Here is a 26,144-nt window from a genome sequence, read left to right on the forward strand (position 1 = left end):
TGTCGTATGGAAGCTCAAAGTCGTCTCGGTGATGCTCTCAGTTCCGCCTATGTTCTCGCCCTTCTCGGTGTTGTCGGGGTTTTTGCCCTGATATCAGCGGTTCTTATCGCTTGGCCGGCACTTGCTTATCTCGGGTCTAAGATTGTCTAGCTGGTCAGGACGTCTTCGGAGCTCTCTCTCCCATCGAAAAAGGGGACCGTGTTTCGGCGGGGCAAAACGTTAAATGACGTTAATTACAAATGGCTTGAGAAACAAGCAGCAAATAAAAAAGGCGCCCTCGTTGGGCGCCTTTTTTTATTTGCATGCGATCAGATTTTACCATTTGACGTTCAGGTCTTTCAGTATCTGCTTGAAATCAGATTCTACGGACTTGAGGATGGCCTGGGCATAATCAATGTTATGGACCCCGTGTGTTCCGTCATCTTTAACGAAGTTCAGGTTGTGAAGCGCTTTTTCATAAAGCACCCAGCCTTCCACTGTGTCGCGACGAAGATCGTCGGCTTTCTTGAGGGCCTTTTCGGCATCGGTGCGCAGGAGGCTGAGCCTGTCGACCTTGGCGTCAATCGTTTTGGCCCAGTCATTGAAAACTTCAACGTAGCTTCCATCATGGCAGTCGACGCAGGTTGCAGAGCTGGGCCGATAGATGCCTTCTTCCACGCCTGTGTGGCACATCTGGCAGGTTACCTCGGCGGCGTGCATCATCCCCGGATCGCCCTGCACCTCCATGGCCCCCTTACCTTCGTTCATGGCCAATTGGGCTTCATGGCAGGTGGCGCAATCTTCGATGAGGGGGGCGGAAGAACCTTCGTTTTCCTTATGGCAGGCGACGCAGGTATTCATCCGCTCGGTTTTGGTCCCCGGTTGATGTACCACTCCGAAATGACAGTCGCGGCAGGTCAAGTCGAAGGACTCGATGTGGAAGGAATGGTCAAAATGGGTGCCGCCCACGAATGTGTCGGTCATGATGTCCGGCAGACCTTTGCGTTCGCGAAATTCGGGGTTGTTCACGCTGTCTAAAAGGCGCATTTCGACGATCTCGAGCGGGCCTTTGTGCTTCTCACGATACTCCCGATTGCCTTCATCGGAATGGCAGAAAAGGCAATGTTCCATCGGTACGAGGTCCGGACTGGGATTGGCGAGGATCTCCAGTTTTTCTTCCTTGGAGATGGTGAACTGCATGTACGTATCGTAGAGCCCTCCCAGTTTGGCCTTCATGTAGCCGGCGGGTCCGGGTCTGCCGTGACAGTCGAGACAGGAAACCCCGGCATCCGAATGGCCTGAGTGCTCCCAGGAATCGACTTCCGCAAGCGGACCGAAACCGTGCTTGGGATGGCACATGGCGCAGAACTCAGGTTCTGAAGTCATGTGCAGGATCTGGATGTTGACGAATCCGAAAACGACGATGAAGCCGATGGCCAACAGGGTGACCAGGAGGATGTGTCTTTTGCACCAATTGATGAAGTTCTTCAACGTTAGAGCCATGGGTATCCATCCTTTGCAAATTCGTTATTCTGTGTCCTCTTTTTACAAAACGGATAGAAAATACACTTTGCGGGAGGAGATTGCAACAGGAAAACAGCGCAAAATCAAATGGTTGTAAAAAATAAACTAAAAAAAATTAATTACATTATGACAACCAAATGGAGTCTAGCCATCATTTCCATAGGGAGATGAGCGTAAGAACGAGTTGGGAGAGAGAGGAAGGTAGGCCGGGTTCGGATAAGAAGCAACAATTGGAGATTAAGGAGTAAACCGGTTTCTGAAGATGCGCATGAGGAGGACGGCGAGAATTGAAAATCCAAGGCCTGTGCTGAAGAACAGGTACCCTATGCTTCGGGCACTTCCCCATCCACCCAGTTCACGTCCATTCATCAAAACGATCAACGCCAATCCTGCAAAGGTTCCAATTCCTCCCAGGATATAGATTGCCAAGGCTGCGGCCGCGAGTCCGGTTCCATTGTATTTCATGCTGTCTCCCGAAAAAGGGGGGAGGGCGCAATGGATTGCGCCCTCCCTGTGTTCGTGCTAGTGGCTGCCGGAGAAGAAAGCGAAGAGCATCATTATCAGACAGGCTATACCGGTGAAGAAGGCTAGAAAGCCGAACCCCTTGAAAACGAAATCATAAAGTACCCCGCTGACCCGTGGAGCTACGAACTTTTCTGTAATCCCTTCCTCTTCATAGCGTCGCCACTGGTCCCCGCGTTCCTCGATGAATTCTTCTTTCGAAATCTGTCCATTGAAGATTACGAAATCCATCGGAAATTTCTCCGGTCTTCCGTGGGTGTTGAAAAAATGCACGGTGAATATGAAGCCGGTGGCAAGCAGAGCCTCATCGGAATGCACGATGGTGGCAACGTTGAATGTCCATCCTGGCAGGAAGTATCCGAAGAATTCAGGGAACCAGAGCATCAGGCCCGAACCGCCGATGGCGAACATCCCCCAGAAAACAGCGAGGAAGTCGAATTTCTCCCAGTAGGTCCAGCGCTCGAAAGTCGGCTTGGGTCCCTTGAAAAGGAACCATTTTATCATTCCGGTGATATCCCTCAGGTCTCGGAAGTTTGGACAAAGGGAATCCGGACCGAAGAGGCGCTGCAGGAAGTTGCCTTTGATGTCTTTGCGTAAAAAGAGAAAATCAATGCTCAGCACCAGGGCGCCGAAAAAATAATAAAAAGTCAGGATCGCACAAGCCCGATGAATAAGACCGGCATTGTAAGTCCCCCCGTAAAAGGACATCAGGATTTTGGCCCACTGCTCGTCGGCGAACTTGAGCGGCAAGCCGGTCAGGGAAAGGCCGAGGAAGCTTATGATGACGGTGAGGTGGAGGACGACATGCCTCGGCTTGAAGCGAAGGTACTGCTTATTGCCCTCGGGGATGGCGTGGGCAATGCCGCCGTCGTGCAGAGCCCGCACCCTTTCGCGATTTTCGACAAAGCCGCGGAACATCCACAGGAGGGTGTGGATCCAGAATACGGCGAACGTTCCGACCAGAAGACTGGTCATGCCCAGGAAGGTCCAATAAAGAATCGGATAGTTGTCCCGATCGGAGTGTTCGCCGTGGGAATAATACCGGGTGAAGAGAGAGGTCGCTCCCTCATGGCACTGGGAACAAGTCGCTACAAGGTTACTGTCGTTCACGCTCGAATTCGGATCGGATTTCGGCAGGACCGAATGGGAAGAGTGGCAATCGGCGCAACCCGCCACCTTTTCAGGGAAGCCGAGATGGTAGTTTTTCCCGTGATAACTCTCCATATAGGTGCCAACGGCAACATTGAAGACACTATTGCGTGCCATCATCTCTTCATTGGCGTGGCACGTGAGGCATACCTTGGTATGGAAGTCTCGATTTTCAAAGGAGTTGGGATCCCCAAGGGCCTTGATTTCGTGGAGGTTGTGACAGTCGTTGCAAGCTGCCGAATCTCCATTCCCGGACATGACCGCCCGACCATGGACTGAATTCAGGTAATTCTCTTCGACATCGTGACATTGCGCGCAGGTTTCAACCACCTTGCGCTTGTCATTCTGCCAGTAGGTTGCCGAATGAATTTGGCTGTGACAATCGGCGCAGCCGACATCGTTCAGCATGTGGATGCTGGCATAATGTTCGGCTGCTTCCTTCTTATGGCAGCGAACACATTTAACCTGCTGGATTTCGATCTCGCCGGCCATGTGCTCGTCCAGGTCGGTGACTTCCACATGACAGCTGTTGCAGGAATTCTGGCCATGGACGGAAGACGCCATCTCCTCGACGGACACGGTGTCGTCGTGGCATTGCAGACAGCTTGCTGAATCAAGCGCCAAATGGGCATCTGCGAAAGCGGTGGCGGCCAGGAAAAGCAATAAAAGGACGATGGGAATCATTCGAAGCGGGCTAGACAGCATAGTTGTTTCTCCTCGAGTGCAATGTGTCTTTTTATGAATTACACAATTAGCATGCATAAATTAAGGAATGCAAAAACTAAACCATCAGGCTATGAGGGAGGTATTGGATTTGAAAGGTAGGAAGGGAGCTGGACAAGTATGGGATGAAAAGGGGGTAGGGGGAGTGTCGATGGGAAAAGAGATTAACCCAGAAAAGATGCAGGGGGATAAGGACCGTGAAATCACGTCAAACAACAGGGATTAAAAGGGTCAAATCACGTAGTGTTCTAAGTCGCTGGCTAATGAAAAAGGCGAATCCTCAAAGGATACGCCTTTTTTTTCATTTGATTTCGGCTGTTCTTACTTCGCGGCCAGTTCAACCACCTGAGCGGTGAAGGGATTGGCGAAGAGGATGATCATGCACACGACGAAAACGTAGATGGCCAGGGACTCGATCATAGCCAGACCGATCATCATCGTGGTCAGGATCTTACCGCTGGCGCCGGGATTGCGGGCAACACCCTCGACGGCGCTCTTAATGGCGAGGCCCTGGCCGAGGCCGGTACCGAAGGAACCGATGGCCATGCCGAATCCGGCAGCGATCATACACCAAGCAAAAAATTCCATGTGACTTCTCCTTCCTGTGGGTTGTTTTTCCTATACGATATAGGACTTAAATTTCGCCGTGGGCGAAATCAGTGAGCTTCTTCCAGGGCGCCGGCGATGTAGATCATGGCCAGCAGGGTAAAGACGAAGGTCTGGATGCAGGCGACCAGCACGCCCATCAGCATCATCGGTACCGGCAGCAGGAACGGTACCAGGGCAAAGAAGATCATCAGGACGATTTCATGCCCGTACATGTTCCCGAAGAGACGCAGGGACAGGGAAAGGGGCCGAGCCAGATGGCCGATGATTTCGATGATGAACATCAGGGGGGCCAGCACCAGGATCGGCCCCATGAAATGCTTCAGATAGGAGAATCCGTGCTCCTTGAATCCTATGATGTGGGTCATGGCGAAGACCGTGAGGGCCAGTGCGGCATTGGTGTTGAGGTTGGCGGTGGGGGGATAGAAACCAGGAATCAGGGCGATCAGGTTGGAAACCAGGATGAACAGGGCAAAGCTGGCGATGAGGGGGAAATAGGCTTTTCCCTTGGGCCCCATAGTCTCCTCAATAAGATTTTCCACGCCTCCGACAACCACTTCCATGAAGTTCTGCAACCCGGAAGGAACCTCCTTGACTGCCCGTGAGGCGGCAAAAGCCAGGAGGATGAGGACGATCATCACGAACCAGGTGTAGGTTACGTGTTCGCCGAGGTGAAGGTGCAACTTTTCTTCGAGCCACTGCAGGATAAGAAAGGGATGAATCATAATGGATTACTGCCTCCTCGTTCAGAACGATCTTTTTAATGTGATCCAGAGGATGTTGATAACAACTACCGAGAGTCCCGCCGACAGGGCGATGGGATGAACCTTCGCCAGGGCAATGAGCAGAAAAAGCGCCGCGGTCAGGGCGCCGAGCCGGACCAGGTAGCTGAACTTAAAACCTCGCGCGGTATATTGCGATGCTTCGGACAAGGTCAGCTGCAGGGAGCGATGCAGCCAGAGATATCCGATAATGGCCAGCAATCCTCCGGACAGCACTCCCAGCGTCACATCGACGGAACGCCAGAGCAGGCTCAGCAGGACAAGTAAGGCCAGGATGATCCAGTTGCGGCGGGAAAGTTCCTCCAGCAGTTGTTCATCCTTGTCCTTCACCGTCTTTTTGATTTTCCTTCTCTTGGCGCTTGAGTTCACGCTCGGTCAGAATATATATATTGCGAAAACCGGAAACCACCCCGAATCCCAGAAAAACGAGGGTCAGCCAGGGTGACGTCCCCAACCATTTGTCGAGATAATACCCCATGCCCAGCCCGATGAGCGTCGAGGCAACCATGGAAATCCCGACACTGGATAAGAAACCCAGTGATTTAATAAGCTGGCGCCTGTCCTCGGCCATGGAGTTTTGTATACAGCATACAGTTGGATGTTAAAACCAAGGTTAAATAGCACAGGGGTAAGTTGGATGTCAACCGGTTTCTCGGTCTTTTGCGGTCCGGATCAATCTTCTCCCCGTTTGCGGCCGCGCCAGTCCCGGATGCTCCAGGCCAGCTGACTCCACATGCCTCTCAGCAGCCGCACCTCATGGCGATTGAGTTCTGCCCGCCGGAGAATATGGCGCAGAGGAGTCATCACATTTTCGGGGCGTTTTGAATTTAAGAAGGCGATCCGAGTCAGCACCGATTCCATCTGCTCGAACAGAGGTTCGACTTCACCCTGCTCGGCGATCTCCCGCAGATGAGAGGTCGTCAGGGGTTGTCGGGCAAGTTCATAAAGGAAAAGGAGGACTGCCTGGGCGAGATTGAGGGAACCGATTTCAGCGCTGGTGTTTACCGTTGCGGCATGGGAACACAAGGCCGTTTCTTCGCTGGTCAGCCCTGCATCCTCTCGGCCGAAGACCAGCCCCATCCTGGCGGCTGGAGGAAGCTCGGAGCGCAGAGCCGGAACCGCGCTGATGTCGAGCAGTTTTCCGCGCAATCGGCCTCTGCGCCTGGTGGTTGCAATGGTCATGTGCAGATCGGAGACCGCCGAGGGCAGATCGGGAAAGATGCTGGCCGAACCCAGAAGTGAGCTCGCGCCGACGGCGAATTTGCGAGCCTCGGGGTGAAGGTGATGACAGGGATTGACCAGGCGCAGATCGGCGGCGCCGAAATTCGCCATGGCCCGACAGACCATGCCGATGTTTCCAGGACTCTGCGGCTCCACCAGGATAACGGTCACATCGCTCAGGGAGGGAATGCTCATCGCGGGGCTTCCTTTTAGATCATGGATTAAAGATGGAACATTACCGCAAAAGAGCGGAATTGACCAAGCTTTTGACGTTGATTCACGATTCTGTTCACTCATTGAGGCAGGTTTCTGGGTGGCTGGCAATTATTGTCATCTCTGGAGGGGCAGATGGCGGGGATTTGGATTTCCCCTCCAATATGCGCAGGTGCTCAGATCGTCCAGGCACGCCGCTGTTGGATCGGACGAATAGGCCTGCTGCTTGCATGCTGGGTCAAGACAACTTTTACAGGAGGTATATTCATGCGTGTTTCAATCATTGTGTTTTCGATGCTGATGTTCTTCGCTCTGTCAGTTGTCCCTGTCATGGCCGACGAAATGATTTCCTTCAAGGCCGGCTACCTGTCCCTTAGCCCGGAAGGGGAATTCGCGGTCTTCAGCGGCGGGGTCGGCACCAAGGTCGATATGGAAGACGACCTTGGATTCGACGACAGCGAGGAGTTCATGGCCGAAGCCGCCGTGCAGCTCGGTTCCTTCCGGCTGACGGCAGGTTATCTGCCGTTGAAGTTTTCCGGAAGTGGAAGCACAACGGGCATCATCTTCAACGGTCAACCTTTTGTCGGCACCGTCGACAGCGACGTGGACATCGACCTCTACGATGTCGGACTCACATGGTACCTGCTGAACTTCGACGACCTGCCCGTCCGCCTGCAACTCGGTCCCGAGGTGTCGGTCAAGTACGTCGAGGCCGATATTTCAATGCGAAGCATCACCGCCAGCGAGAGCGAATCGGTCAGTGTGCCGGTCCCCACCATCGGCCTGCGAGGCCGGGTTGGGATCTCCGATTTCCTCGGCCTGGTGGGGCGGGTCGGATATCTCGAATACGACCACAACAGCTTTCTGGATGCCGATGCTCAGCTCGAGTTTTCTCCACTTCCACTGGTCGGCATATTCGCCGGATACCGCTATCTGGATATCGAAGTCGATGAATCGGATGTTTTTCTGGACGTGACGTTTGACGGCCCCTATGGCGGTGCCTTTATCCGCTTCTGATCGGGAAAAAAAAGAGACAACAACAAAGGGGAGGCTTCCGGGCCTCCCCTTTGTTGTTGTCTCGTGGATGGAGAAGAAGGGATTGTGCCTGGCTTTTCGGGGATTCCAGGAGGGAAGCTTATCAAGGAAGCCGGCTTCATCGCTCCCGATCAAAAAAGAGATTGGAGGTCTAAAGATGAGTCCGAAAGTCACCGGAGGCGGACTCAAGTTTGAGCAACGCCTTGACCAGTGTGTTTAAAGTTGTTTCTATTTTGGCGCCGCACTTCGGACAGTGAGAAATATTTTTCAACGACAGACTTTTGACGTAATGCCGTATTCTCCTTTTGCAGTCCGGGCACTCAGTATAAAGATAGAGATCGGTCAACACGTTGAATCCCCTCTCGCCAGAGTTTAATCCTTAGCTGAACCTTAACAAAAAGATGAAAAGTTGCAAGTCCTTGCGCAGCACGAAAGTTTTTGAGGTTCCCCGGTGAAAGGCATCCGTTATCGCGGGCCCATGGACGAAGAAACCACTGATTGGGTTTTTTCTTTCCATGGGGCGCCGGAGCGGCAGATTCAGGCAGCCTCGATAGCGCGTCAAGCCCTCGATTTTTCAGTTCAAGCCGCCTCTTTCTCGTTCCGGTGGAGGTGGTGACTCAGTTGAGCCCGGAAAAAAACGGGCGCGACATGTCGGGCAGATTCCATAGGAGATGTCCTGTGAAATTTCTCCTGAAGAATTTTCCATCGAAATATCTTTTTGGCACCAGGCACAAACCAGACGCATAAGTCCCCCTCCCCGCTTTCAAACAGCTTCTCCCTGCCGACTGGTCAGTTTCTCCGTGGTTTCGGACGAGTTCAGAACCTGCGGGTGGAGCCGGATCCGCGGATTTTGTCATTGAAACCTGTACGAAACCTTGTTAGAAAGAAAAATATTTTTAAGAAATCCGGAATTCTCCGACGCCTCAATTGTAAACGTTAAGTGTATAATGTCAACTTACAATAAACGAAAAGTGAATTCCGATATGGAAGCCGACGCGATACTCGAACGCATCAAGCTTTTGAAATCCTTGAAAAGCGAAAAAGACCTCGCTTTTCTGCTCGGGTTGTCCCCCCAGGATTTCAGCAATCGGAAAAAAAGGAATACCCTCCGCCCACTTGTTCTCGAATGGGCGGCAAGGGAAGGGATAAATGCGAACTGGCTTATCTGCGAGGAAGGGGAGATCTACGGACGGCAAGGGGAAGAGATGAGGAATGGAGTCCTCAATAAAGATCTTCTGCGCCTCGTGATCGAAATGGTCGAGCAGGGGGGAGAAGAGTTGGGGCTTCACCTCAAAGCGAATAAAAAAGCTGAACTCATTGTGACACTTTATGAAATGCATCAGAGGCAGAAGGAGATCGACAGGCAGACGCTGCTCAGGCTTGTCAGACTCGCCGGCTGATGGCTGACGGTCGCCTTCGGCGTCAACCACCAGGCACGAAGTCCGGTTCTCGCAGGGAGAAGCCGGGCTTTTAAGTCATGCCAGGATACCGATCGCTTCAAAGAACGTTCAATACCCGTCCAGTCCCAATCTCTCGATGCGCTCAGCCGTTGCCGGATGTGTCGAGAGGTAATCAGTGATGCCTGCCCCCTGGTCTTCGTGCTCTGAGGCTCCGCCGCGGCTTTCCTGAAGTCGAAGGAGTATGGCGGCGAAACGATCGAGCGGTATCCCTTCCTGCTGCAGGTAGGCTGCGGCGAAATCGTCGGCTTCTCGTTCCATGTTGCGGGAAAAGCTGGCGTCCGCCAGCATCGTCGGCAGGGCTGCGGCCAGGGAGGTAGCGGAAAAAACGTCACCGGTGAGGGTGGCGACGATCAGGCCTGTGGTCGAACTCTGAATGACCTGACGCAGGGCATGTCGATTACGGACATGCCCTATCTCGTGGGCGAGTACGGCGATGATCTCTTCATCGTGTTCGGCCAGTTTCTCCAGTTCGTCGGTGAGGACCACCGTCCCGCCGGGCAAGGCCAGGGCATTGGCGCCCAGGTGCCGCGAACGGCGGAACATGAGGGCGAAGGCGCGGTCTGAGTCATCGAGGCCGGTGCCGATGGCGGCGAAAAGCGCCCTGAGTTCGTTCTGCCGATTCTCGGCAAGGTTCGTCGGTTCGAATAGGGTTCGGTCGAGGATGTGCAGCGTCTCGATTCCCAGGGATGCCTCGGTCGCAGGCGGTATGGCAAAGGCCGCCCGTTTTGCCAGTATCGGCAAGCCGAAATGGATGAAGAGCCCGAGTACCGAGATGGTTGCCGCCAGGGCGGCGAAGGCCCGCTTCAGGTTCATTTCCCATCGGTGCAGGCTGCTGAAGAAGGAACCTTTCCCCTGCCGATGCTCCAAGCTGGCGGCGAAGGAACCGCCGGCGATTTCGCAAACCGCTCCATCGGGGAGGTAGAGCGAGCGGCGTACAGATGCCAGCGGCGGTGAAATCCTGATTTCGGCCAGAGGGAAATAAAGGTCGAGGTCCGCTCCGCGCAGGTGCAGATTGTCCCCGGCCAGAACTAGGGAGACTTTGCTGCGGGCTGAGCTTTCCCCGTCGTAGTAAAAGGCCTCAGTTTCCATCAGATCCCTATATCCACGCCGAAGATGTCGCCGATTTCCTCACCCGTGGCGCCGACTTCACCTATATTGTCGGCACGGAAAAGGTCGAGTTCGCCGCAGGTTTCGATGGCGAGATGGCCCAGACGGTACCGGGCAAGGCGCACCGTAGCCCAGGGAACGAGCAGTCCGGCCGAAAGGGCCACGGCAAGGGCGTTGGAGGCAAAGAGCCAGGCCATGTCGCGAACCCTCAGGGAGCTGACGAAACGATGGCTGCTGATGCGGGTGCCGTTCCAGGTCAGGTTGGTCAGGCGTACATAGACGTACAGTCCGAGGAAGAGGTATCCGGCCATGAGAAGAAAGGGCAGAAACGCAGGCAAAATGGCCGCCGCAGAGGCAACCCGAGTATTGAGAACCGGCAGAAGAACCGAGGCTGAGGCGAAGGAGAGTCCTCCCAAAAGCAGCAGGAGTCCGAAAGCCCTGACGAACACCAGATAGAAATCCCCGCTCCGGGCGTCGAAGGCAAAAGGAGTGAGACCGAAAGAATTGTGTTCCATCAGAAACCGCTTCTGCCGATAGACCGTGTAGGGAACAATCGCACCCAGGGTGAAGGGAGTCATCAGGGGAAGCCAGGCAAAAGCCGTGTACGCCTCGCGATAGGAGGGGGTGAAATTGAACCGGATATTGCGGTGGGACGAGTTGCGGTTGTTGAAAAGGCGCGAACGCACGACCAGCCAGGGCAGGACGAGAAAGAAAAGAATCCCGAGTGCCCCGCTCAGGACAGGGCTGAAGCGAGTTCCCACGGAGTAGAGGATAAACAGGCCCGCCCCGATAAGCCACCCTTTGAGCAGGGCGAGCGGATCGGCGAGGTAATCGAAATGAGCGTCATCGAGCAGAGTGTTGCCGTAGAAATATTTCCGTTTCCGCACCTTTGCCCAAGGGGAATAGAGGCCAAGGGAGACAATCTTCAGCAAGGTGTTGACGATCCAAATGCCGAAATATTCCCGGGCATTGCCTGTGAAAACGAAGGGGATGCGCCGCAGCGAGGCGGTTTCTAAAGGGGGTGCGGGAAGAAGGGCCGGAGGCGGAGGGACGGCTTCGGCGGATGTCGCGGCTGTCTTCGGTGCCTGATCACCGCGGCCATCGTCCCGGTCAAATGAAAACCCCTGCCGGCACCGGGGGCAGACGGCCCGCACGGCACGGGCGGGGATCCTCTGCATATCCACGGTCCTGCTGAAACCGCATTGCGGGCAGGTGATGCTGAGTCCGTTCATTGTGCCCCTCCTTATCTACCTCTGCAATACTTCAAGCGGCCCCCATGGGCGGCAAGCAAAAAGCCCGGCCTCTCGTGGAGAACCGGGCTTCGGGAAAAGACCAAATCCTACAGACTCTTCAGGGCCTTGCGGGCGGCCTCGATCGTCTTATCGAGATCGTCCGTGGAATGGGCGGCACTCATGAAGCCGGCTTCGTACTGACTGGGAGCAAGGTTGATCCCCTCTTCGAGCATGGCGCGAAAGAATCGGCCGAAGATCTGCGGCGCCTCCGGCTTGACGTCGGCGAAGGAGAAGACCTCCTCGGCCTGGAAATAGGTGCAGAACATGCCTCCCACCCGTTGAAAGGAGGTGGGAACGTCCGTCTCGGCAGCGGCCTCCCTCAGGCCCTTCTCGAGATAGGCACTCTTCTTTTCGATGCCGTCATAGAAGCCCTCTTCCTTGAGCAGGCTCAAGGTGGCGATGCCGGCGCTCATGGCCAGGGGATTTCCGGAGAGGGTTCCGGCCTGATAAATTCCCCCCTCGGGGGAGAGTTTTTCCATGATCTCGCGTCTGCCGCCGAAAGCGCCGACGGGGAGTCCGCCGCCGATGATCTTGCCGAGACAGACCAGGTCGCCGCGCACGCCGAAGCGCTCCTGGGCTCCGCCGTAGGCGACGCGGAAGCCGGTCATCACCTCGTCGATGATGAGAAGGATGCCTTCGGCGGTGCAGATCTCGCGCAGTCCCTCCAAAAATCCGGGGCGAGGGGCGACGCAGCCCATGTTGCCGGCGATCGGCTCGAGAATGATGCAGGCGATTTCACCTTTATTGGCGGCGATCAGAGCCTTGACCTCGGTCAAATCATTGTAGGTGGCCGTAAGGGTATGCTTTGCGAAATCGGCGGGCACCCCCGGCGAAGTGGGGACGCCGAAGGTGGCGGCGCCGCTGCCGGCCTTGACCAGAAGGGAGTCGGCATGACCGTGATAGCAGCCGTCGAATTTGAGGATTTTGTCCCGGCCTGTATAGCCGCGGGCCAGTCGGATGGCGCTCATGGTAGCTTCGGTGCCGGATGAGACCATGCGCACCTTTTGGATGTTGGGATAGGCCTCGCAGACCATCTCCGCAAGAATGATCTCCTTTTCGGTCGGGGCGCCGAAGGAGGCTCCGCTCCTGGCGGCCTCCTGGATCGCCTCCACCACTTTCGGGTGGCAGTGGCCGAGGATCATCGGTCCCCAGGAACCGACGTAGTCGAGGTAGGCGTTTCCGTCGGTATCGTATATCCTAGAACCTTCGGCCCGGGAGATGAAGATGGGATCGCATCCCACCGATTTGAAGGCTCTTACCGGACTGTTGACCCCGCCGGGAATGACTTTCTTAGCTTCGGCGAAGAGTGCCGCGGATCTGCTGTGATTCATGATGTCCTCTTTTTATTAATTAGTTATGGGTGATCAATAAGACGTAAGAAAGTCTCCCGTCTCCTTAGCACAGCCTCTGCTCAACTGTCAAGAACGAGAGCTTGCAAAGACCGGCCGATTCGAGGTGATGGGATAAATCCCCAGGAAAGGTTTGACAGAGGGTATACGGCTGGTTTATAAGGGAGAAATTTGCCAGGCCAATTTAAGGAATCAAGGAACGGTTTGCAATGGTAGAGCTACTTTTAATACTTATAAGCGCCATCTTCGTCAACAACTTCGTGCTGGCCCGCTTTCTGGGGATCTGCCCCTTCATGGGGGTGTCCAAGAAGGTGGAGACGGCCCTCGGCATGGGGATGGCAGTGACCTTCGTGATGACCGTGGCCACGGTGGTGACCTGGTTTATCCAGTATTACGTGCTGATTCCCTTCGGCATCGAGTACCTGCAGACCATCGCCTTCATTCTGGTGATCGCCTCGCTGGTGCAGCTGGTGGAGATGGTGATCCAGAAGGCCAGCCCGGTCCTGTACCAGTCGCTGGGAATCTTTCTGCCGCTGATCACAACCAACTGCGCAGTGCTCGGTCTGGCGGTACTCAACATCCAGAAGGGGTACGGATTTCTCGAAGGGGTAATCTTCGCCATCGGCGCCGCCCTGGGCTTCACCCTGGCGCTGATTCTCTTCGCCGGCTTGCGCGAGCGCATCGATCTGTGTCCTGTGCCCAAAAGCTTCCGCGGAGCGGCCATCGCCTTTGTCACCGCCGGTCTGCTGTCGCTGGCGTTCATGGGGTTTGCGGGACTGGTAAAAGGTTAAATTCTGAGGACAGAGGACAGAAGACGGAGGACAGAAAAGAGGTTTTTGCCGTCTTCCGTCCTCAGTCCTCCGTCTTCCGCTTTTAAGAGGGTTGTATGGTAGAAGCAGTTTTAAGTCTGGGCGGCATCGGCTTTGCGGCCGCGGTGGCACTGGGATTTGCAGCCAAGAAATTCGCCGTGGAGGTCGATCCGCGGGAGCTGGCCCTTCTGGAAGTGATGCCCGGGGCCAATTGCGGCGCCTGCGGGTATCCCGGCTGCGCCGGCTACGCCAAGGCGGTCGCCTCAGGGCAAGCGTCTCCCAATCTGTGCACCCCGGGCGGCAAGGACGTTCTGGAGAAGATCGCTCACCTCATGGGGGTGGCGGCCGTCTCGGCCGACCCGCAGGTAGCGGTGGTGCTGTGCCAGGGGGATAACGCCCTGGCCAAAGCCAAGTACCGCTACCTCGGCGTGCACGACTGCAACGCCGCCCAGAAAATCGCCGACGGGCCCAAGGAGTGCCCCGGCGGTTGCCTGGGGCTGGGGACCTGCGCCCGTGTCTGCCCCTTCGATGCCATCGAGATCACCGGCGAAGGGCTGGCGGTGATCAGCCGCCAGAAGTGCACCGGCTGCAGAAAGTGCGTGGCGGTCTGCCCGCGTCAGGTGATCGTTATGCGGCCTCTGGACGCCACCGTCCACGTGCTGTGCAACAGCCGCGACAAGGGGGCGGCGGTGCGCAAGTATTGCCAGGTGGGCTGCATCGCCTGCCAGATCTGCAAGAAGACGTCTCCAGAGGCCTACGTCATTGAGGATTTCCTGGCCAGGGTGGTCTACGAGCATCACGAACAGGCCACCGCCGCCGTGGAGAAGTGCCCCACCAAGTGCATCCGCGACTTCACCGACGGCTACCCCCAGGGCAGCACCTTTGCCCCACCGACGGTGCCGGTAAAAGGCGTGGCCGCCTGACGAAAGAATTTTAAGCTTTGACCTTGATTCCCAGACCTTGAGCATCTTTTAGATAAGAAGAATTACCAATGAAACTCAAGACATTCCCCGGCGGGCTGCATCCGCCTGACAGCAAAGCGTATTCCGCTCATAAGGCCATCGAAACCTGTCCGCTGCCCGAAGAGCTCGTCATCCCCCTGTCCCAACACATCGGTGCGCCGGCTGAGGCCTGCGTTGCCAAGGGCGATGCGGTGAAGAAGGGGCAGGTGATCGGGCAGTCCAAGGGCTTTGTCTCCGTGCCGGTGCACGCCTCCACCTCCGGTGAAGTGATCGCCGTGGAGCCTCGCCCCCACCCCGCCGGCAAGGCACTGTCCGCCGTGGTCATCAGGCCCGACGGTGAAGACGCCTGGGTCGATGGACTGCTGGAAGCCGATCCCGAAGAACTTACCCCTGACGAAATCCGCGAGCGCATCCGCACCGCCGGGATCGTGGGGCTGGGTGGGGCCACGTTTCCCACCCATGTCAAGCTCTCCCCACCCGAAGGGAAGACCATCGACACCCTCGTTCTCAACGGCGTCGAGTGCGAGCCGTTTCTCACCGCCGACCATCGGCTGATGCTCGAGCAGACAGAACGGGTCCTCGACGGTGTCGCCATCCTCAAAAAGGCCCTTGGGGTTAAAACAGTTCTGATCGGCATCGAGGCCAACAAGCCCGACGCCATCGCCGTCATGGAAAAGGCCTGCGCCGGCAAGGGAATAGAGGTTGTCCCTCTGGAGGTCAAATACCCGCAAGGGGCCGAGAAACAGCTCATCCTGGCCGCGACCGGCCGTGAGGTCCCTTCCGGCGGACTGCCCATGGACGTGAGCGTGGTGGTGCAGAACGTCGGCACCGCCGCCGCCGTATCCGATGCCGTGCGACTGGGCCTTCCCCTGATTGAGCGCATCGCCACTGTCACCGGGCCCTGCGTCGCCGAGCCCAAAAACCTGCGGGTGCGCATCGGCACCCTACTTTCTCACATGGTTGGGTTCTGCGGCGGTGTTACGCTGGATCCGGCCAAGATCATCATGGGCGGACCGATGATGGGGCAGACCCAGCTCTCACTCGATGTCCCCGCCGTGCGCGGCACCTCCGGAGTGCTGCTGCTGGGTGAATCGGACGTAGACGCCCGTCCCGAAGGCCCCTGCATCCGCTGCGGCCGCTGCGTGCGTGTGTGCCCGGCGCGGATCATGCCCACCACCATCGCCGCTTATGCCCGTCTCGATATGATTGATGAAGCCGAAGCGTTCAACGCTATGGACTGCATCGAGTGCGGCTGCTGCACCTACACCTGCCCTGCCTCCCTGCCGCTGGTGCAGGCGATCCGCTATGCCAAGGCCGCCATCCTGGCCAAGAGAAGGAAGATCTGACGTGGAGAAACAGCCTTATCTTTCATCGTCGCCCCACATCCACTCGGGCGAAACCACCGACAAAGTGATGCGGGCTGTGATCTATGCCCTGCTGCCGGCCTGCGCCGTTTCCGTGTACTTCTTCGGCCTGCCCGCGTTCACGATCCTGCTCCTGTGCACCTTCGGCTGCATCGGCGCTGAGGCGCTTTGCCAGAAGATGATGGGGCAGCCTCTGACGATAAAGGATGGCAGCGCTGCCTTGACCGGGGTGCTGCTGGCCCTCAACCTGCCTCCGTCGGCCCCCTGGTGGCTCGCCCTGCTCGGGGCGGTGGTAGCTATCGCCGTGGCCAAGCAGGTTTATGGCGGGCTCGGCTACAATCCCTTCAACCCGGCTTTGGTGGCTCGCGTGGTTCTGCTGATCTCCTTTCCCGTGCAGATGACCACATGGACGAACCCGGCGCCGATCGGCTCCGGCCTCGACGCCGTTACCACCGCCACCCCCCTCGGGGAATGGAAGACCGCGGTGATGCTCACCGGAAAACTGCCCGAAACGATGCAGAACGGTCTCGGCGACTACTTCATCGGTTATATGGCCGGCAGTCTCGGGGAGGTCTCCGCTCTGGCTCTGCTCCTCGGAGCGGCCTACCTCTTCTGGAAGCGGATTCTTACCTGGCACATTCCCTTCTCTTTTTTGGGCACAGTGGCGGCGCTGTCGGGAATCTTCTGGGCGATCCACCCGGAGAAATATCCCGACCCGCTCTTTCACCTTCTGACCGGCGGCCTGATTCTGGGGGTTTTCTATATGGCCACCGATATGGTCACCTCGCCGGTGACCAATCGCGGGATGGTTGTATTTGGAATCGGCTGCGGAGTTCTCACTGTGCTCATCCGCCTCTTTGGCGGCTACCCCGAAGGAGTCTCCTTCGCCATCCTGCTCATGAACGCCGCTACTCCCCTGATCGACCGCTACACCAAGCCGACCAAGTTCGGCTACGTGCCGGAGAAAGCCTAGCATGAAAGACATTGCCCGTCTCGTTCTCGTTCTGACCCTGATCGCCGCCGGCGCCGGGCTGATCCTGTCCCTGGTGGAGACGGTGACCCGCGAGCCCATCGCCGAGCAGCGTCGCCTGCAGACACTCAAGGCTCTCAAGGCCGTGCTGCCGCCCATCGACAATGCCCCCGACACCGACACTGTCTCGCTGGTGGCTGGCAAGGACAGGAAGGGGCGGGACGTCGAGCGCACCTTCTACCGAGGCCGCTACGAAGGAAGTCTGGCCGGGGTAGCCTTCAAAGTGGTGGCTCCCGACGGCTACAGCGGCAACATAGAAATCATGGTGGGGGTCGACGAGAAAGGGACGGTAAGCGGTATTGAGATCCTCAGCCACGCCGAGACGCCGGGGCTCGGCGATAAGATCGCTCATGAGGGATTCAAGGGCCAGTTCAAAGGGCAGAATCTCGGCAGTGTCGACTGGCGGGTGAAGAAGGACGGCGGCGACTTTGACCAGATCACCGGCGCCACCATCTCGCCGCGGGCGGTGGTCGGGGCGGTTAAAAATGGGCTCGAGTTTTTCGGCGAACACCGTCAGGAGATTGTTTCGCAGGAGGTGCAGCCATGAACATGGCCAGGGAATTCAGCAAGGGACTCCTCAAGGAGAATGCCGTCTTTCGCCTGCTGCTCGGGCTGTGTCCGACGCTGGCGGTGACTACCAGCGCCGAGAACGGCTTGGGAATGGGGCTGGCCACTACCTTCGTGCTTCTGTGCTCCAACATCGTGGTGTCATTGATGCGCCGGCTGATTCCGGCCAAGGTGCGCATCCCAGCCTTCATCGTCATCATCGCCTCGTTCGTCACCGTGGTGCAACTCTCAATGGAGGCCTGGGTGTATGATCTGTACCAGGCCCTGGGTATTTTTATACCTCTGATCGTGGTCAACTGTCTGATCCTGGGTCGCGCCGAGGCCTTCGCCTCGAAAAAACCGGCCCTCCCGTCGATCGCCGACGGAGCCGGCATGGGCCTGGGCTTTACCCTGGCCCTGTTCGTCCTCGGAGCCGTGCGGGAGATTTTCGGCTCCGGCAGCATTCTGGGGCTCTCCCTCTTCGGCGGCGGGTACGTCCCTTTCCTGCTGATGATTCTGCCCCCCGGCGCATTTATCACTCTTGGCTTTCTCCTGGCCGGGATGAACCGTCTGGAGTCGCAGCGCTAGGTTATGCTTCTCAGGAAAACCTTTCCTTTCTTTTGCCTGAATGATCGTTTTTTTCTGGGAATAAAAATTCGGTGATGGTATTTTCCCTTCATTGATTCGTGCGAATACCTGATACCTGCGCCGCGTTTAATCCTGTCTTCCGCCGAACCGTCTGCCACTGCGTCCCTCGTCCTGAAGGATCCTGGCCGACGGCTGTCGATAAGCCCCCGGGCCGCCTGGCTAACCCCTTGATAAAACACCGTTCTATTGCTCTTGAGTGTATACAGTATACTGTATTTTTCCCTTGACAACGTATGTGAATTGTCTTAACTTGCTCGGCGGCGAATCCGTGAGCGCCGCCCGTTTAAGTAGTGAAAGATAAACATTTGTTGGGAGGAGCTGTTTCATGCTAGAGAGTTATCTGCCGATACTCGTCCTCGTCGCCATCGCCTTTGCTTTCGCCGTGGGTTCCGTCGTCATGTCCAGGCTGGTGGGGATGAAAAAGCCGACCGCCGTCAAGCTGGCTCCCTACGAATGCGGCATGCCGCCGGTGGGGACGGCCCGGGAGCGGGTTTCCGTCAAGTTCTACATTGTCGCCATGCTCTTTATTCTCTTCGATATAGAAGCGGTCTTCCTCTACCCTTGGGCGGTGATGTTCAAGCGTCTCGGGATGTTCGGCTTCATCGAAATGGGAGTATTCATCGTCATCCTCCTCGTCGGTTATGTTTACGTTTGGAAAAAAGGAGCGCTGGAATGGGAGTAGAGCAACCGCTGGGAAATAATGTCATTCTCACCAGTCTGGATAAGCTGGTCAACTGGTCCCGGTCCAGATCCCTGTGGCCGATGACCTTCGGTCTGGCCTGCTGCGCCATCGAGATGATGGCGACCGGCGCCGCCCGCTTCGACCTCGACCGGCTGGGGGTGCTGTTCCGCGCCTCCCCCCGCCAGGCCGACTGCATCATTATCGCCGGAACGGTGACCAAGAAAATGCTCCCCGCCATCAAGACCGTTTATGAACAGATGCCCGAACCAAGGTATGTCATCGCCATGGGCGCCTGTGCCTGCTCGGGTGGGATTTTCGACACCTACAGTGTGGCACAGGGGATTGACGAGACCTTGCCGGTGGACGTGTATATCCCCGGCTGTCCTCCCCGGCCCGAGGGACTGCTCTATGGTCTTGGCAAGCTTCAGGAGAAGATCATGAAGGAACGCAATTCTTTCGGCGCCGCCCTCGGGTTCGGCGAAGTGGTCAACGAGGCTTAATGCCGGTCGGTAATCGGAAAACGAGATAGGAATTACGATATGACTGAAAATGCTGCCGTCGGCAAACTCAAGGAGAAATTCTCCGGTTCCGTTCTGGATGTCACCGAGTTTCGGGGGGAAACAACCGTCACGGTCAAAAAAGAGGACATAGTCGCCATCTGCGCCTTTGCGAAGAAGGAGCTGGGGTACAATCTGCTCAGCGACGTGTGCGGTGTCGATTACCTCGGTCGGGCTCCCCGGTTCATGGTGGTCTATCACCTCTTCAATATCTCCACAAAGGAGCGCCTGCGCCTTAAGGCTCCTGTGGAAGAGAAGGATCCCAGGATCGATACGGTCAGCGGAATCTGGGCCACCGCCAACTGGCATGAGCGCGAATGCTGGGATCTGATGGGAATCGTTTTCAACAATCATCCCGACCTGCGCCGGATTCTCATGCCCGATGACTGGGAAGGGCATCCGTTGCGCAAGGATTATCCGCTGCAGGGGCCTGATCGCGAACCGTATCAGGGGCGTCTTTCCTAAATTTTCAGGAAATCACCTTTTCTATAGAAGAGGATATTATGGCTATGACCGAAGTAATGACGGTAAACATGGGGCCCCAGCACCCTTCGACCCACGGGGTGTTGCGCCTGGTCCTCGAGCTCGACGGCGAGGTGATCGTCAAGGCCACCCCCCATATCGGTTTTCTGCACCGAGGCGTGGAAAAGCTCTCCGAGTATCGCACTTACCACCAGACCCTTCCCCTGACCGACCGTCTCGATTATCTCGCGCCTATGAGCAATAATCTCGGTTATGTCCTTGCGGTGGAGAAGCTTCTGGGTCTCACAGACGCCATTCCCGAGCGGGCTCAGACGATCCGCGTGATCATGGCGGAGTTGACCCGTTTGAAGAGCCACCTGGTCTGGCTGGCCTGCCACGCACTGGACATCGGCGCCATGACGGTTTTTCTCTATTGCTTCCGCGAGAGGGAAAACGTCATGGATATCTACGAGCAGGTTTCCGGGGCCCGCATGACCTCCAATTACTTCCGTGTCGGCGGCCTTTCGGACGATTTTCCCGATGGGCTCGAAAAGAAGATCCGCGACTTCGTCGATGAAATGCCCGGACATGTCGACACTTATGAGGGGCTGCTCACCGGCAACAAGATCTGGCAGAAGCGTACCCAGGGAGTCGGCGTGATCAGCGCCGAGGATGCCATCAATATCGGATTGACCGGTCCCGCCCTGCGTGGTTCGGGTGTCGATCTCGACCTGCGCAGGGACAATCCCTACAGCGGCTATGAGAAGTACGATTTCGAGGTGCCGACCAGCACCGAGTGTGACACCTGGGCCCGCTATCTCGTAAGGCTGACCGAGATGCGTCAGTCCTGCCGGATTCTCCGACAGGCCCTTGACAGCCTCAAACCCGGACCGATTCTGGCCGACGCCCCCAAGGTCTGCCTTCCCCCGAAAAAAGACGTGGTCAATACCATCGAGGGACTGATCCATCAATTCAAGATCATCACCGAGGGGTTCAAACCCGAGCCCGGCGAGGTCTATCAGGAGATTGAGGCGCCCAAGGGGATTCTCGGCTATTACATTATTTCGGACGGTTCGGCCAAACCCTACCGGATGAAGATCCGGCCGCCCTCCTTCGTCAACCTGCAGGCCCTTCCCCAGATGGTGGAGGGGAGCTTGATCGCTGACGCTGTGGCGGTAATCGGCACCCTGGACATCGTCCTCGGCGAAATCGACCGCTAACCGTTCACGGGACGAGAGAGGTATCTCATGAGCAACGCTGCGGAAAACGTACAGGAGCAGGAAATCGATCTGGCCGGGGCCAACCAGGTCATCGACAAATATCTCGATATGAAGGGCGCCCTGATGCCGGTCCTTCAGGGAATTCAGGAATTTTACGGCTATGTCCCTGAGCCGACCGTGCCCCTGGTTGCCGAGCGGCTGAACGTGTACCCGAGTCAGATCTACGGGGTTCTGACCTTTTATGCCCAGTTCCACCTGAAGCCTCGCGGCAAGTATATTGTCCGCGTCTGCATGGGAACCGCCTGTCACGTCAAGGGCGCTGGGCGAATCGCCGGGACCCTTGAGGAGCGCCTCGGGATCACCCACGCGGAGACGACCGAGGATCTCAAGTTCACTGCTGAATACGTGGCCTGCATCGGCGCCTGTGGAATGGCGCCGGTCATCATGGTCAACGATGCGACCTACGGCAGCATGTCGGTGCAGAAGATGGATGAGGTCATTGCGAAATACAAGGCCATGGAATAGGTCTGGGACTCTCTTTAACTATCATCGAGCGGGGATAGATTGATATGGCCGCAAACGCTGAAAACATAAAAGTTCTGATCTGCCAGGGTACCGGAGGCCTGGCCTCCGGGGCCGCCGCGGTCGCCAAGGCTTTCGAGGATGAGTTCGCCAGGCAGGGCGTGGAAGCCAAGGTCGGCAAGCGCTGCGAAGTGGTCGGCACCGGCTGCCGCGGACTCTGCGCCAATGACGTGCTGGTCGATATCGTTCTTCCCGGCCAGGAGGCCGTGACCTACGATTTCGTCACTCCCGAGCTGGTTCCGCAGATTGTCGAGGAGCACGTCCTCGCCAACGAGCCGATCGCGAAGAAGAAGGCCGGTCCGTACTACGCCAAGTTTCTCGAGAAGCAGCAGCGGATTATCTTCTCCCGCTGCGGCACGGTCAACGCCGAAAGCCTCGACGACTTCCTCGCTCACAATGGATTCACCGGGATCAAGAAGGCCGTGACCATGACTCAGGCCGAGGTCATCGACGAGGTCAAGCGTTCCGGTCTGCGCGGCCGGGGGGGCGGCGGCTTCCCCACCGGTGTCAAATGGTCCTTTTGCGCCGCTTCCCCCGGTAAGACCAAGTACCTGATCTGCAACGCCGACGAAGGGGACCCAGGGGCCTTCATGGACCGTTCCATCCTCGAAGGCGACCCCTACGGCCTCATCGAAGGGATGATGATCGGTGCCTATGCCATCGGCTGCACCTTCGGGTATGTCTATGTTCGCGCCGAGTATCCCCTGGCCATCAAGCGGCTGCAGATGGCCATCGATACCTGTTACGAGAAGGGTTTCCTCGGCAAAAACTGCATGGGTCTGGGCTTTGACTTCGACCTCCGCATCAAGGCCGGCGCCGGGGCCTTCGTCTGTGGCGAAGAGACGGCGCTGATGGCCTCCATCGAGGGGCACCGCGGTATGAGCCGCCCCCGACCCCCCTTTCCGGCGGTGCGGGGCCTGTGGGGCTACCCGACCAACATCAACAACGTCGAGACCTTCGCCAACGTCTCCTACATCTTCTATAACGGCGCCGACTGGTACAGCTCTATCGGCACCGAAGGGACAAAAGGGACCAAGATCTTCGCCCTCACCGGAAAAGTCAAACATACCGGTCTTGTCGAGGTTCCCGCCGGCACCACCATGAAAGAGGTCATCTACGACGTCTGCGGCGGCATCCTGAACAATCGTAAATTCAAGGCGGTTCAGGCCGGCGGACCCTCCGGCGGCTGTCTGCCCGAGGCCGCACTGAACGCGGAAGTCGACTACGATTCCCTGATCAAGGCCGGCGCCATGATGGGATCCGGCGGACTGGTGGTCATGGACGAGACGACCTGCATGGTCGATATCGCCCGCTTCTTCCTGAACTTCACCCGGGTCGAATCCTGCGGCAAATGCATCCCCTGCCGGATCGGTCTTAAGATCATGCTCGAGATACTCGAGCGGATCACCAAGGGCGAGGGTCGCGAAGGAGACCTGGAAACACTCGAGGACATGGCCTACGACATCAAGAAGAGTTCCCTCTGCGGACTCGGTCAGACCGCCCCGAATCCTGTCCTCTCCACGCTTCGATACTTCCGCCACGAGTATGAGGCGCACATCAAGGAAAAGCGTTGCCCTTCCAATTCCTGCAAGGATCTTCTCAAGTTCGAAGTGGTGGAAGGCGCCTGTAAAAAATGCGGCCTGTGCTTCAAAATCTGTCCGGTGGACGCCGTTACTTGGGAAAAAGGCGGGGTGGCGATCATCGATAAGGAGAAATGCACCAAGTGCACCTCCTGTTACGATGCCTGCCGCTTCATGGCAATCGAGTAAATCCCCGTGAGGAGTGAGGCATCCCCTCACATTTCGCGCCTCACTTCCTGTGATACGAGGTTGAGATGGTAAATCTTACGATTGACGGTAAACAGGTCAAGGTTGGCAAGACGGCTACCATTTACGAGGCGGCCCAAGAGGCCGGCATCCACATTCCGGTTCTCTGCTATGCCAAGAAACTGCTCCCCTACGGCGCCTGCCGGGTCTGCCTGGTGGAAGTAGAGCAGATGAAAGGACGCCTGATCCCCTCCTGCACCACCCCTGTTACCGAAGGGATGGTGGTGACAACTTCGACACCTGAAATCGTCAAGGTGCGCAAGACGGTTCTTGAATTTCTGCTGGTCAACCACGTGATCGAATGTCCCGTCTGCGACAAGGGAGGCGAGTGCGACCTGCAGGACCTGACCTACGAATTCGGACTCAGCACCAACCGCTTCGAGGGTGAAAAGTTCGCCCTGCCGACCGATGAGATCAATCCGTTGATCGAACGCAACATGAACCGTTGCGTGCTCTGCGGCAAGTGCGCCCGGGTCTGCGATGAAATCGTCGCTTATGGGTCCTATTCTTTCATCAACCGAGGTTTTGAATCGAAGATCGCCACCGCCTTCGACCGGGGCCTCAACTGCGAATTCTGCGGCCAGTGCGTCTCCATGTGCCCGGTTGGCGCCATCCTCCCGCGTCCCTTCAAGTTCAAGGCCCGCCCCTGGCAGCTCAAGGAGGTAGACTCGGTCTGCGGTTACTGCGGCAACGGCTGCACCGTCACCCTCGGTGTTCTGGGCGACAAGGTCGAGACCATCCGCTTCAACGACAAAACCGGGGTCAATGACGGCAACCTGTGCATCCGCGGGCGTTTCGGCTATTCCTACGTCAACAGCGGAGATCGCCTGACCAAGCCGCTGTTGCGTAAGGATGGACAGCTGGTGGAGGTCGACTGGAAGGAAGCCATTGATGCCGTCGTCGATGGCTTCGGCAAAGCCAGAACGGAAAAAGGCCTGGGCATTCTTTCAGGGGCGCGCCTGACCAACGAGGAGCTTTTCCTTCTGAAGAATCTGGCACAGACCTTGGGAACCGGAAATCTCGACCATTCCGGGGGGGAGTGCTACAAAGGGCTCACAGAAGGTCTCAAGGAGACCCTCGGGGTAACCGCCTCCACCGCAACCTTCCCCCAGGTGGAAGAGTGCGACGTCATTCTCGCCATTCGCTCCGATTTCTACGAGACCCATCCGGTCTTCGGCATGGTGGTCAATCAGGCTGTCAAGCGCCACGGCGCCAAGCTCCTGGTGGTCTCCGATAAGAAGGGCAAATTCACCAAGCTGCCGAATGCCCAGACCCTGCTCAATGCACCCGGGCTTGAAGTCAACGTGCTCAATGCCATGGCCCAAACCCTGCTGGAGGAGAATTTGGCGGTGATCGACGGCGTCGATGGAAGCGCCGAATTCAAGATCTCGCTGACGGATTACACCCCTGAAATAGTTGCCAAGCAGACTGGCGTTGCGGCCGATGCGATCAGAGAGGCCGCCCGCAAGCTGGCTGCCGCTAAAAAGAGCGCCATCCTTCTCGCCTATGGTCTGCCCTATACGGGCGCCAGCCGCGAACTGGGGATCGCCGCCGCGAACCTGGCCATTCTCACCGGCAGTGCCGGGCGGCAAGGGAGCGGGCTGTACATCTGCGGGGAAAAGGCCAACAGCCAGGGGGCCGTCGATCTGGGCATCCTTCCCGCAGGGGGAGCACTAGGCGCCCAAGGGATGCTGAAGGCCGCTGCCGCAGGAGACCTATCCGCTCTTTATGTCGTCGGCGAGGATCCCCTTTCCTCTTATCCGGACCGGGACCAGGTTGAAGCTGCTCTCGAAAAAGCGTCCTTTGTGGTGGTTCAGGATATTTTTCTGACTCCCACCGCCGAAAAGGCAGACGTGGTCCTTCCCGCCGTCTCCTTTGCCGAGAAGGATGGAACCTTCACCAATGCCGAACGCCGTCTGCAGAGGGTGCGGCGGGGCATTCCCTCTCCGGGGGACGCAAAGTCCGATTTCGCTATTTTCGAGATGCTGGCCGCCCGTTGCGGCAGCCCTGTCAAGTATACGGGACCGGCCGCAGTTTTCACCGAGATCACCGCCTCGATTCCCGAGTATGCCGGCATCTCCTTTGATTCCATCGGTCCGAAGGGGATTGTCTGGGGGGGTGAGACTCTGGCTCCAGCCAGAAAAAAGGTTCTTCCCGCCGCCGGCGGCAAGGCTTCCGAGGGCCCTTTCACTCTGGTGACGGGCAGCGCCCTCTACCACAGCGGCACCGTTTCGACCCGGGCCAAAGGGCCCATGGCCGTGGTTTCCGAACCCTATATCGAACTGGCCCGCGAGGATGCTTCGGCGCTGAAGGTCAATGAAGGCGATCTGCTTACCGTAAAGGGGAACGGTGCCGAGATCAAGCTCAAGGCCAGGATCGGGACCCGGCTTCCGAAGGGAGTTCTCTTTGCTCCCTATCATTTCGGAGGAGCCGGCATCAACCGCCTGTACAAAGGGCAAACTGCCGTTGCAGTTCAGCTGAGCAAGTAGTTCGC

The 26,144-nt window shown here is 57.3% G+C and carries 26 protein-coding genes; 14 read left to right on the forward strand and 12 right to left on the reverse strand.

The features are described from left to right. Positions 1-315 precede the first annotated feature (315 nt). The 8 genes from DTF_RS25750 to DTF_RS0117245 all read right to left on the reverse strand — a co-directional run bounded on the left by DTF_RS25750 (position 316) and on the right by DTF_RS0117245 (position 6,701). Entirely contained in the window at positions 316-1,482 is a 1,167-nt protein-coding gene (locus tag DTF_RS25750) for a cytochrome c3 family protein (RefSeq protein WP_051361426.1), read from the reverse strand. A 258-nt stretch (positions 1,483-1,740) separates the two neighbouring features. Then, complete coding sequence (locus DTF_RS0117210) at positions 1,741-1,968, reverse strand: hypothetical protein (RefSeq protein ID WP_027716327.1); 228 nt, start codon at positions 1,966-1,968, stop codon at positions 1,741-1,743. Positions 1,969-2,025: 57 nt separating this feature from the next. Continuing rightward, complete coding sequence (locus DTF_RS0117215) at positions 2,026-3,879, reverse strand: cytochrome c3 family protein (RefSeq protein WP_027716328.1); 1,854 nt, start codon at positions 3,877-3,879, stop codon at positions 2,026-2,028. Between the two features lie 339 nt (positions 3,880-4,218). Then, positions 4,219-4,485: an ATP synthase F0 subunit C gene (gene atpE / locus DTF_RS0117225; protein ID WP_027716329.1), complete on the reverse strand. Its 267-nt coding sequence runs from the start codon at positions 4,483-4,485 to the stop codon at positions 4,219-4,221. Positions 4,486-4,553: 68 nt separating this feature from the next. Then, positions 4,554-5,228, reverse strand: coding sequence for a F0F1 ATP synthase subunit A (atpB, locus tag DTF_RS0117230; protein WP_027716330.1), 675 nt, complete (start codon positions 5,226-5,228; stop codon positions 4,554-4,556). A 21-nt stretch (positions 5,229-5,249) separates the two neighbouring features. Beyond that, on the reverse strand, positions 5,250-5,615 hold the full coding sequence (locus DTF_RS0117235; protein ID WP_027716331.1) for an ATP synthase subunit I: 366 nt from the start codon (positions 5,613-5,615) through the stop codon (positions 5,250-5,252). Next, a complete protein-coding gene (locus DTF_RS0117240) occupies positions 5,599-5,856 on the reverse strand; it encodes an AtpZ/AtpI family protein (protein WP_027716332.1) in 258 nt (85 codons plus the stop codon). Before DTF_RS0117240 ends, DTF_RS0117235 begins: the two co-directional genes overlap by 17 nt. Before the next feature lie 101 nt (positions 5,857-5,957). Beyond that, a complete protein-coding gene (locus DTF_RS0117245) occupies positions 5,958-6,701 on the reverse strand; it encodes an RNA methyltransferase (RefSeq protein ID WP_027716333.1) in 744 nt (247 codons plus the stop codon). 285 nt (positions 6,702-6,986) lie between these two features. Between DTF_RS0117245 and DTF_RS0117250 the strand changes: the two genes are divergently transcribed. Beyond that, positions 6,987-7,736, forward strand: coding sequence for a hypothetical protein (locus DTF_RS0117250; protein WP_035057794.1), 750 nt, complete (start codon positions 6,987-6,989; stop codon positions 7,734-7,736). A 968-nt stretch (positions 7,737-8,704) separates the two neighbouring features. Here DTF_RS0117250 and DTF_RS26700 read toward each other — a convergent pair. The 4 genes from DTF_RS26700 to hemL all read right to left on the reverse strand — a co-directional run bounded on the left by DTF_RS26700 (position 8,705) and on the right by hemL (position 12,944). Further along, on the reverse strand, positions 8,705-9,184 hold the full coding sequence (locus DTF_RS26700) for a hypothetical protein (RefSeq protein WP_155890861.1): 480 nt from the start codon (positions 9,182-9,184) through the stop codon (positions 8,705-8,707). A gap of 78 nt (positions 9,185-9,262) precedes the next feature. Further along, the gene (locus DTF_RS0117260; RefSeq protein WP_027716335.1) at positions 9,263-10,303 is read right to left on the reverse strand and encodes a M48 family metallopeptidase; all 1,041 of its coding nucleotides are present in this window, start codon (positions 10,301-10,303) and stop codon (positions 9,263-9,265) included. Beyond that, complete coding sequence (locus tag DTF_RS0117265; RefSeq protein ID WP_027716336.1) at positions 10,303-11,553, reverse strand: DUF898 family protein; 1,251 nt, start codon at positions 11,551-11,553, stop codon at positions 10,303-10,305. The genes DTF_RS0117260 and DTF_RS0117265 overlap by 1 nt, the downstream gene beginning before the upstream one ends. A gap of 107 nt (positions 11,554-11,660) precedes the next feature. Next, positions 11,661-12,944, reverse strand: coding sequence for a glutamate-1-semialdehyde 2,1-aminomutase (gene hemL / locus DTF_RS0117270; RefSeq protein WP_027716337.1), 1,284 nt, complete (start codon positions 12,942-12,944; stop codon positions 11,661-11,663). Between the two features lie 227 nt (positions 12,945-13,171). Here hemL and rsxA point away from each other — a divergent pair, with 227 nt between their 5' ends. The 13 genes from rsxA to nuoG all read left to right on the forward strand — a co-directional run bounded on the left by rsxA (position 13,172) and on the right by nuoG (position 26,139). Continuing rightward, complete coding sequence (gene rsxA / locus DTF_RS0117275) at positions 13,172-13,753, forward strand: electron transport complex subunit RsxA (protein ID WP_027716338.1); 582 nt, start codon at positions 13,172-13,174, stop codon at positions 13,751-13,753. A gap of 95 nt (positions 13,754-13,848) precedes the next feature. Beyond that, positions 13,849-14,694 (forward strand): RnfABCDGE type electron transport complex subunit B, encoded by an 846-nt coding sequence (locus tag DTF_RS24225; protein WP_035057799.1) that lies wholly within the window; start codon positions 13,849-13,851, stop codon positions 14,692-14,694. A gap of 68 nt (positions 14,695-14,762) precedes the next feature. Beyond that, entirely contained in the window at positions 14,763-16,079 is a 1,317-nt protein-coding gene (gene rsxC, locus DTF_RS0117285; protein WP_027716339.1) for an electron transport complex subunit RsxC, read from the forward strand. Position 16,080: 1 nt separating this feature from the next. Then, positions 16,081-17,070 (forward strand): RnfABCDGE type electron transport complex subunit D, encoded by a 990-nt coding sequence (locus tag DTF_RS0117290; RefSeq protein WP_027716340.1) that lies wholly within the window; start codon positions 16,081-16,083, stop codon positions 17,068-17,070. Between the two features lies 1 nt (position 17,071). Beyond that, on the forward strand, positions 17,072-17,674 hold the full coding sequence (locus tag DTF_RS0117295; protein WP_027716341.1) for an RnfABCDGE type electron transport complex subunit G: 603 nt from the start codon (positions 17,072-17,074) through the stop codon (positions 17,672-17,674). Then, positions 17,671-18,261 (forward strand): electron transport complex subunit RsxE, encoded by a 591-nt coding sequence (gene rsxE / locus DTF_RS0117300; RefSeq protein WP_027716342.1) that lies wholly within the window; start codon positions 17,671-17,673, stop codon positions 18,259-18,261. Before DTF_RS0117295 ends, rsxE begins: the two co-directional genes overlap by 4 nt. A 385-nt stretch (positions 18,262-18,646) precedes the next feature. Beyond that, positions 18,647-19,003 (forward strand): NADH-quinone oxidoreductase subunit A, encoded by a 357-nt coding sequence (locus tag DTF_RS0117305; RefSeq protein ID WP_027716343.1) that lies wholly within the window; start codon positions 18,647-18,649, stop codon positions 19,001-19,003. Beyond that, entirely contained in the window at positions 18,994-19,503 is a 510-nt protein-coding gene (locus tag DTF_RS0117310; RefSeq protein ID WP_027716344.1) for an NADH-quinone oxidoreductase subunit B, read from the forward strand. The genes DTF_RS0117305 and DTF_RS0117310 overlap by 10 nt, the downstream gene beginning before the upstream one ends. 39 nt (positions 19,504-19,542) lie before the next feature. Further along, positions 19,543-20,025 (forward strand): NADH-quinone oxidoreductase subunit C, encoded by a 483-nt coding sequence (locus DTF_RS0117315; RefSeq protein WP_027716345.1) that lies wholly within the window; start codon positions 19,543-19,545, stop codon positions 20,023-20,025. Between the two features lie 38 nt (positions 20,026-20,063). Then, on the forward strand, positions 20,064-21,242 hold the full coding sequence (gene nuoD / locus DTF_RS0117320; RefSeq protein ID WP_027716346.1) for an NADH dehydrogenase (quinone) subunit D: 1,179 nt from the start codon (positions 20,064-20,066) through the stop codon (positions 21,240-21,242). 27 nt (positions 21,243-21,269) lie between these two features. Continuing rightward, positions 21,270-21,767, forward strand: a complete 498-nt coding sequence (gene nuoE, locus DTF_RS0117325; protein WP_027716347.1) for an NAD(P)H-dependent oxidoreductase subunit E — start codon at positions 21,270-21,272, stop codon at positions 21,765-21,767. A gap of 44 nt (positions 21,768-21,811) precedes the next feature. Next, a complete protein-coding gene (nuoF, locus tag DTF_RS0117330) occupies positions 21,812-23,593 on the forward strand; it encodes an NADH-quinone oxidoreductase subunit NuoF (RefSeq protein ID WP_027716348.1) in 1,782 nt (593 codons plus the stop codon). 65 nt (positions 23,594-23,658) lie between these two features. After that, a complete protein-coding gene (gene nuoG, locus DTF_RS0117335; RefSeq protein ID WP_027716349.1) occupies positions 23,659-26,139 on the forward strand; it encodes an NADH-quinone oxidoreductase subunit NuoG in 2,481 nt (826 codons plus the stop codon). Positions 26,140-26,144: the final 5 nt, after the last annotated feature.

Source organism: Desulfuromonas sp. TF (assembly GCF_000472285.1).
Taxonomy (GTDB): domain Bacteria; phylum Desulfobacterota; class Desulfuromonadia; order Desulfuromonadales; family ATBO01; genus ATBO01.

Bases quoted from the DNA above. Each gene is read 5' to 3' on its own strand.
- rsxC (WP_027716339.1), top strand. From the start codon at position 14,763: ATGAAACTCAAGACATTCCCCGGCGGGCTGCATCCGCCTGACAGCAAA.
- DTF_RS0117210 (WP_027716327.1), bottom strand. From the start codon at position 1,968: ATGAAATACAATGGAACCGGACTCGCGGCCGCAGCCTTGGCAATCTAT.
- hemL (WP_027716337.1), bottom strand. From the start codon at position 12,944: ATGAATCACAGCAGATCCGCGGCACTCTTCGCCGAAGCTAAGAAAGTC.
- DTF_RS0117305 (WP_027716343.1), top strand. From the start codon at position 18,647: ATGCTAGAGAGTTATCTGCCGATACTCGTCCTCGTCGCCATCGCCTTT.
- DTF_RS25750 (WP_051361426.1), bottom strand. From the start codon at position 1,482: ATGGCTCTAACGTTGAAGAACTTCATCAATTGGTGCAAAAGACACATC.
- nuoF (WP_027716348.1), top strand. From the start codon at position 21,812: ATGGCCGCAAACGCTGAAAACATAAAAGTTCTGATCTGCCAGGGTACC.
- nuoD (WP_027716346.1), top strand. From the start codon at position 20,064: ATGGCTATGACCGAAGTAATGACGGTAAACATGGGGCCCCAGCACCCT.
- nuoG (WP_027716349.1), top strand. From the start codon at position 23,659: ATGGTAAATCTTACGATTGACGGTAAACAGGTCAAGGTTGGCAAGACG.
- DTF_RS0117260 (WP_027716335.1), bottom strand. From the start codon at position 10,303: ATGGAAACTGAGGCCTTTTACTACGACGGGGAAAGCTCAGCCCGCAGC.
- DTF_RS0117310 (WP_027716344.1), top strand. From the start codon at position 18,994: ATGGGAGTAGAGCAACCGCTGGGAAATAATGTCATTCTCACCAGTCTG.
- DTF_RS0117315 (WP_027716345.1), top strand. From the start codon at position 19,543: ATGACTGAAAATGCTGCCGTCGGCAAACTCAAGGAGAAATTCTCCGGT.
- DTF_RS0117295 (WP_027716341.1), top strand. From the start codon at position 17,072: ATGAAAGACATTGCCCGTCTCGTTCTCGTTCTGACCCTGATCGCCGCC.
- DTF_RS0117245 (WP_027716333.1), bottom strand. From the start codon at position 6,701: ATGAGCATTCCCTCCCTGAGCGATGTGACCGTTATCCTGGTGGAGCCG.
- atpE (WP_027716329.1), bottom strand. From the start codon at position 4,485: ATGGAATTTTTTGCTTGGTGTATGATCGCTGCCGGATTCGGCATGGCC.
- DTF_RS0117250 (WP_035057794.1), top strand. From the start codon at position 6,987: ATGCGTGTTTCAATCATTGTGTTTTCGATGCTGATGTTCTTCGCTCTG.
- atpB (WP_027716330.1), bottom strand. From the start codon at position 5,228: ATGATTCATCCCTTTCTTATCCTGCAGTGGCTCGAAGAAAAGTTGCAC.
- DTF_RS0117265 (WP_027716336.1), bottom strand. From the start codon at position 11,553: ATGAACGGACTCAGCATCACCTGCCCGCAATGCGGTTTCAGCAGGACC.
- DTF_RS0117240 (WP_027716332.1), bottom strand. From the start codon at position 5,856: ATGGCCGAGGACAGGCGCCAGCTTATTAAATCACTGGGTTTCTTATCC.
- DTF_RS0117215 (WP_027716328.1), bottom strand. From the start codon at position 3,879: ATGCTGTCTAGCCCGCTTCGAATGATTCCCATCGTCCTTTTATTGCTT.
- rsxA (WP_027716338.1), top strand. From the start codon at position 13,172: ATGGTAGAGCTACTTTTAATACTTATAAGCGCCATCTTCGTCAACAAC.
- rsxE (WP_027716342.1), top strand. From the start codon at position 17,671: ATGAACATGGCCAGGGAATTCAGCAAGGGACTCCTCAAGGAGAATGCC.
- nuoE (WP_027716347.1), top strand. From the start codon at position 21,270: ATGAGCAACGCTGCGGAAAACGTACAGGAGCAGGAAATCGATCTGGCC.
- DTF_RS24225 (WP_035057799.1), top strand. From the start codon at position 13,849: ATGGTAGAAGCAGTTTTAAGTCTGGGCGGCATCGGCTTTGCGGCCGCG.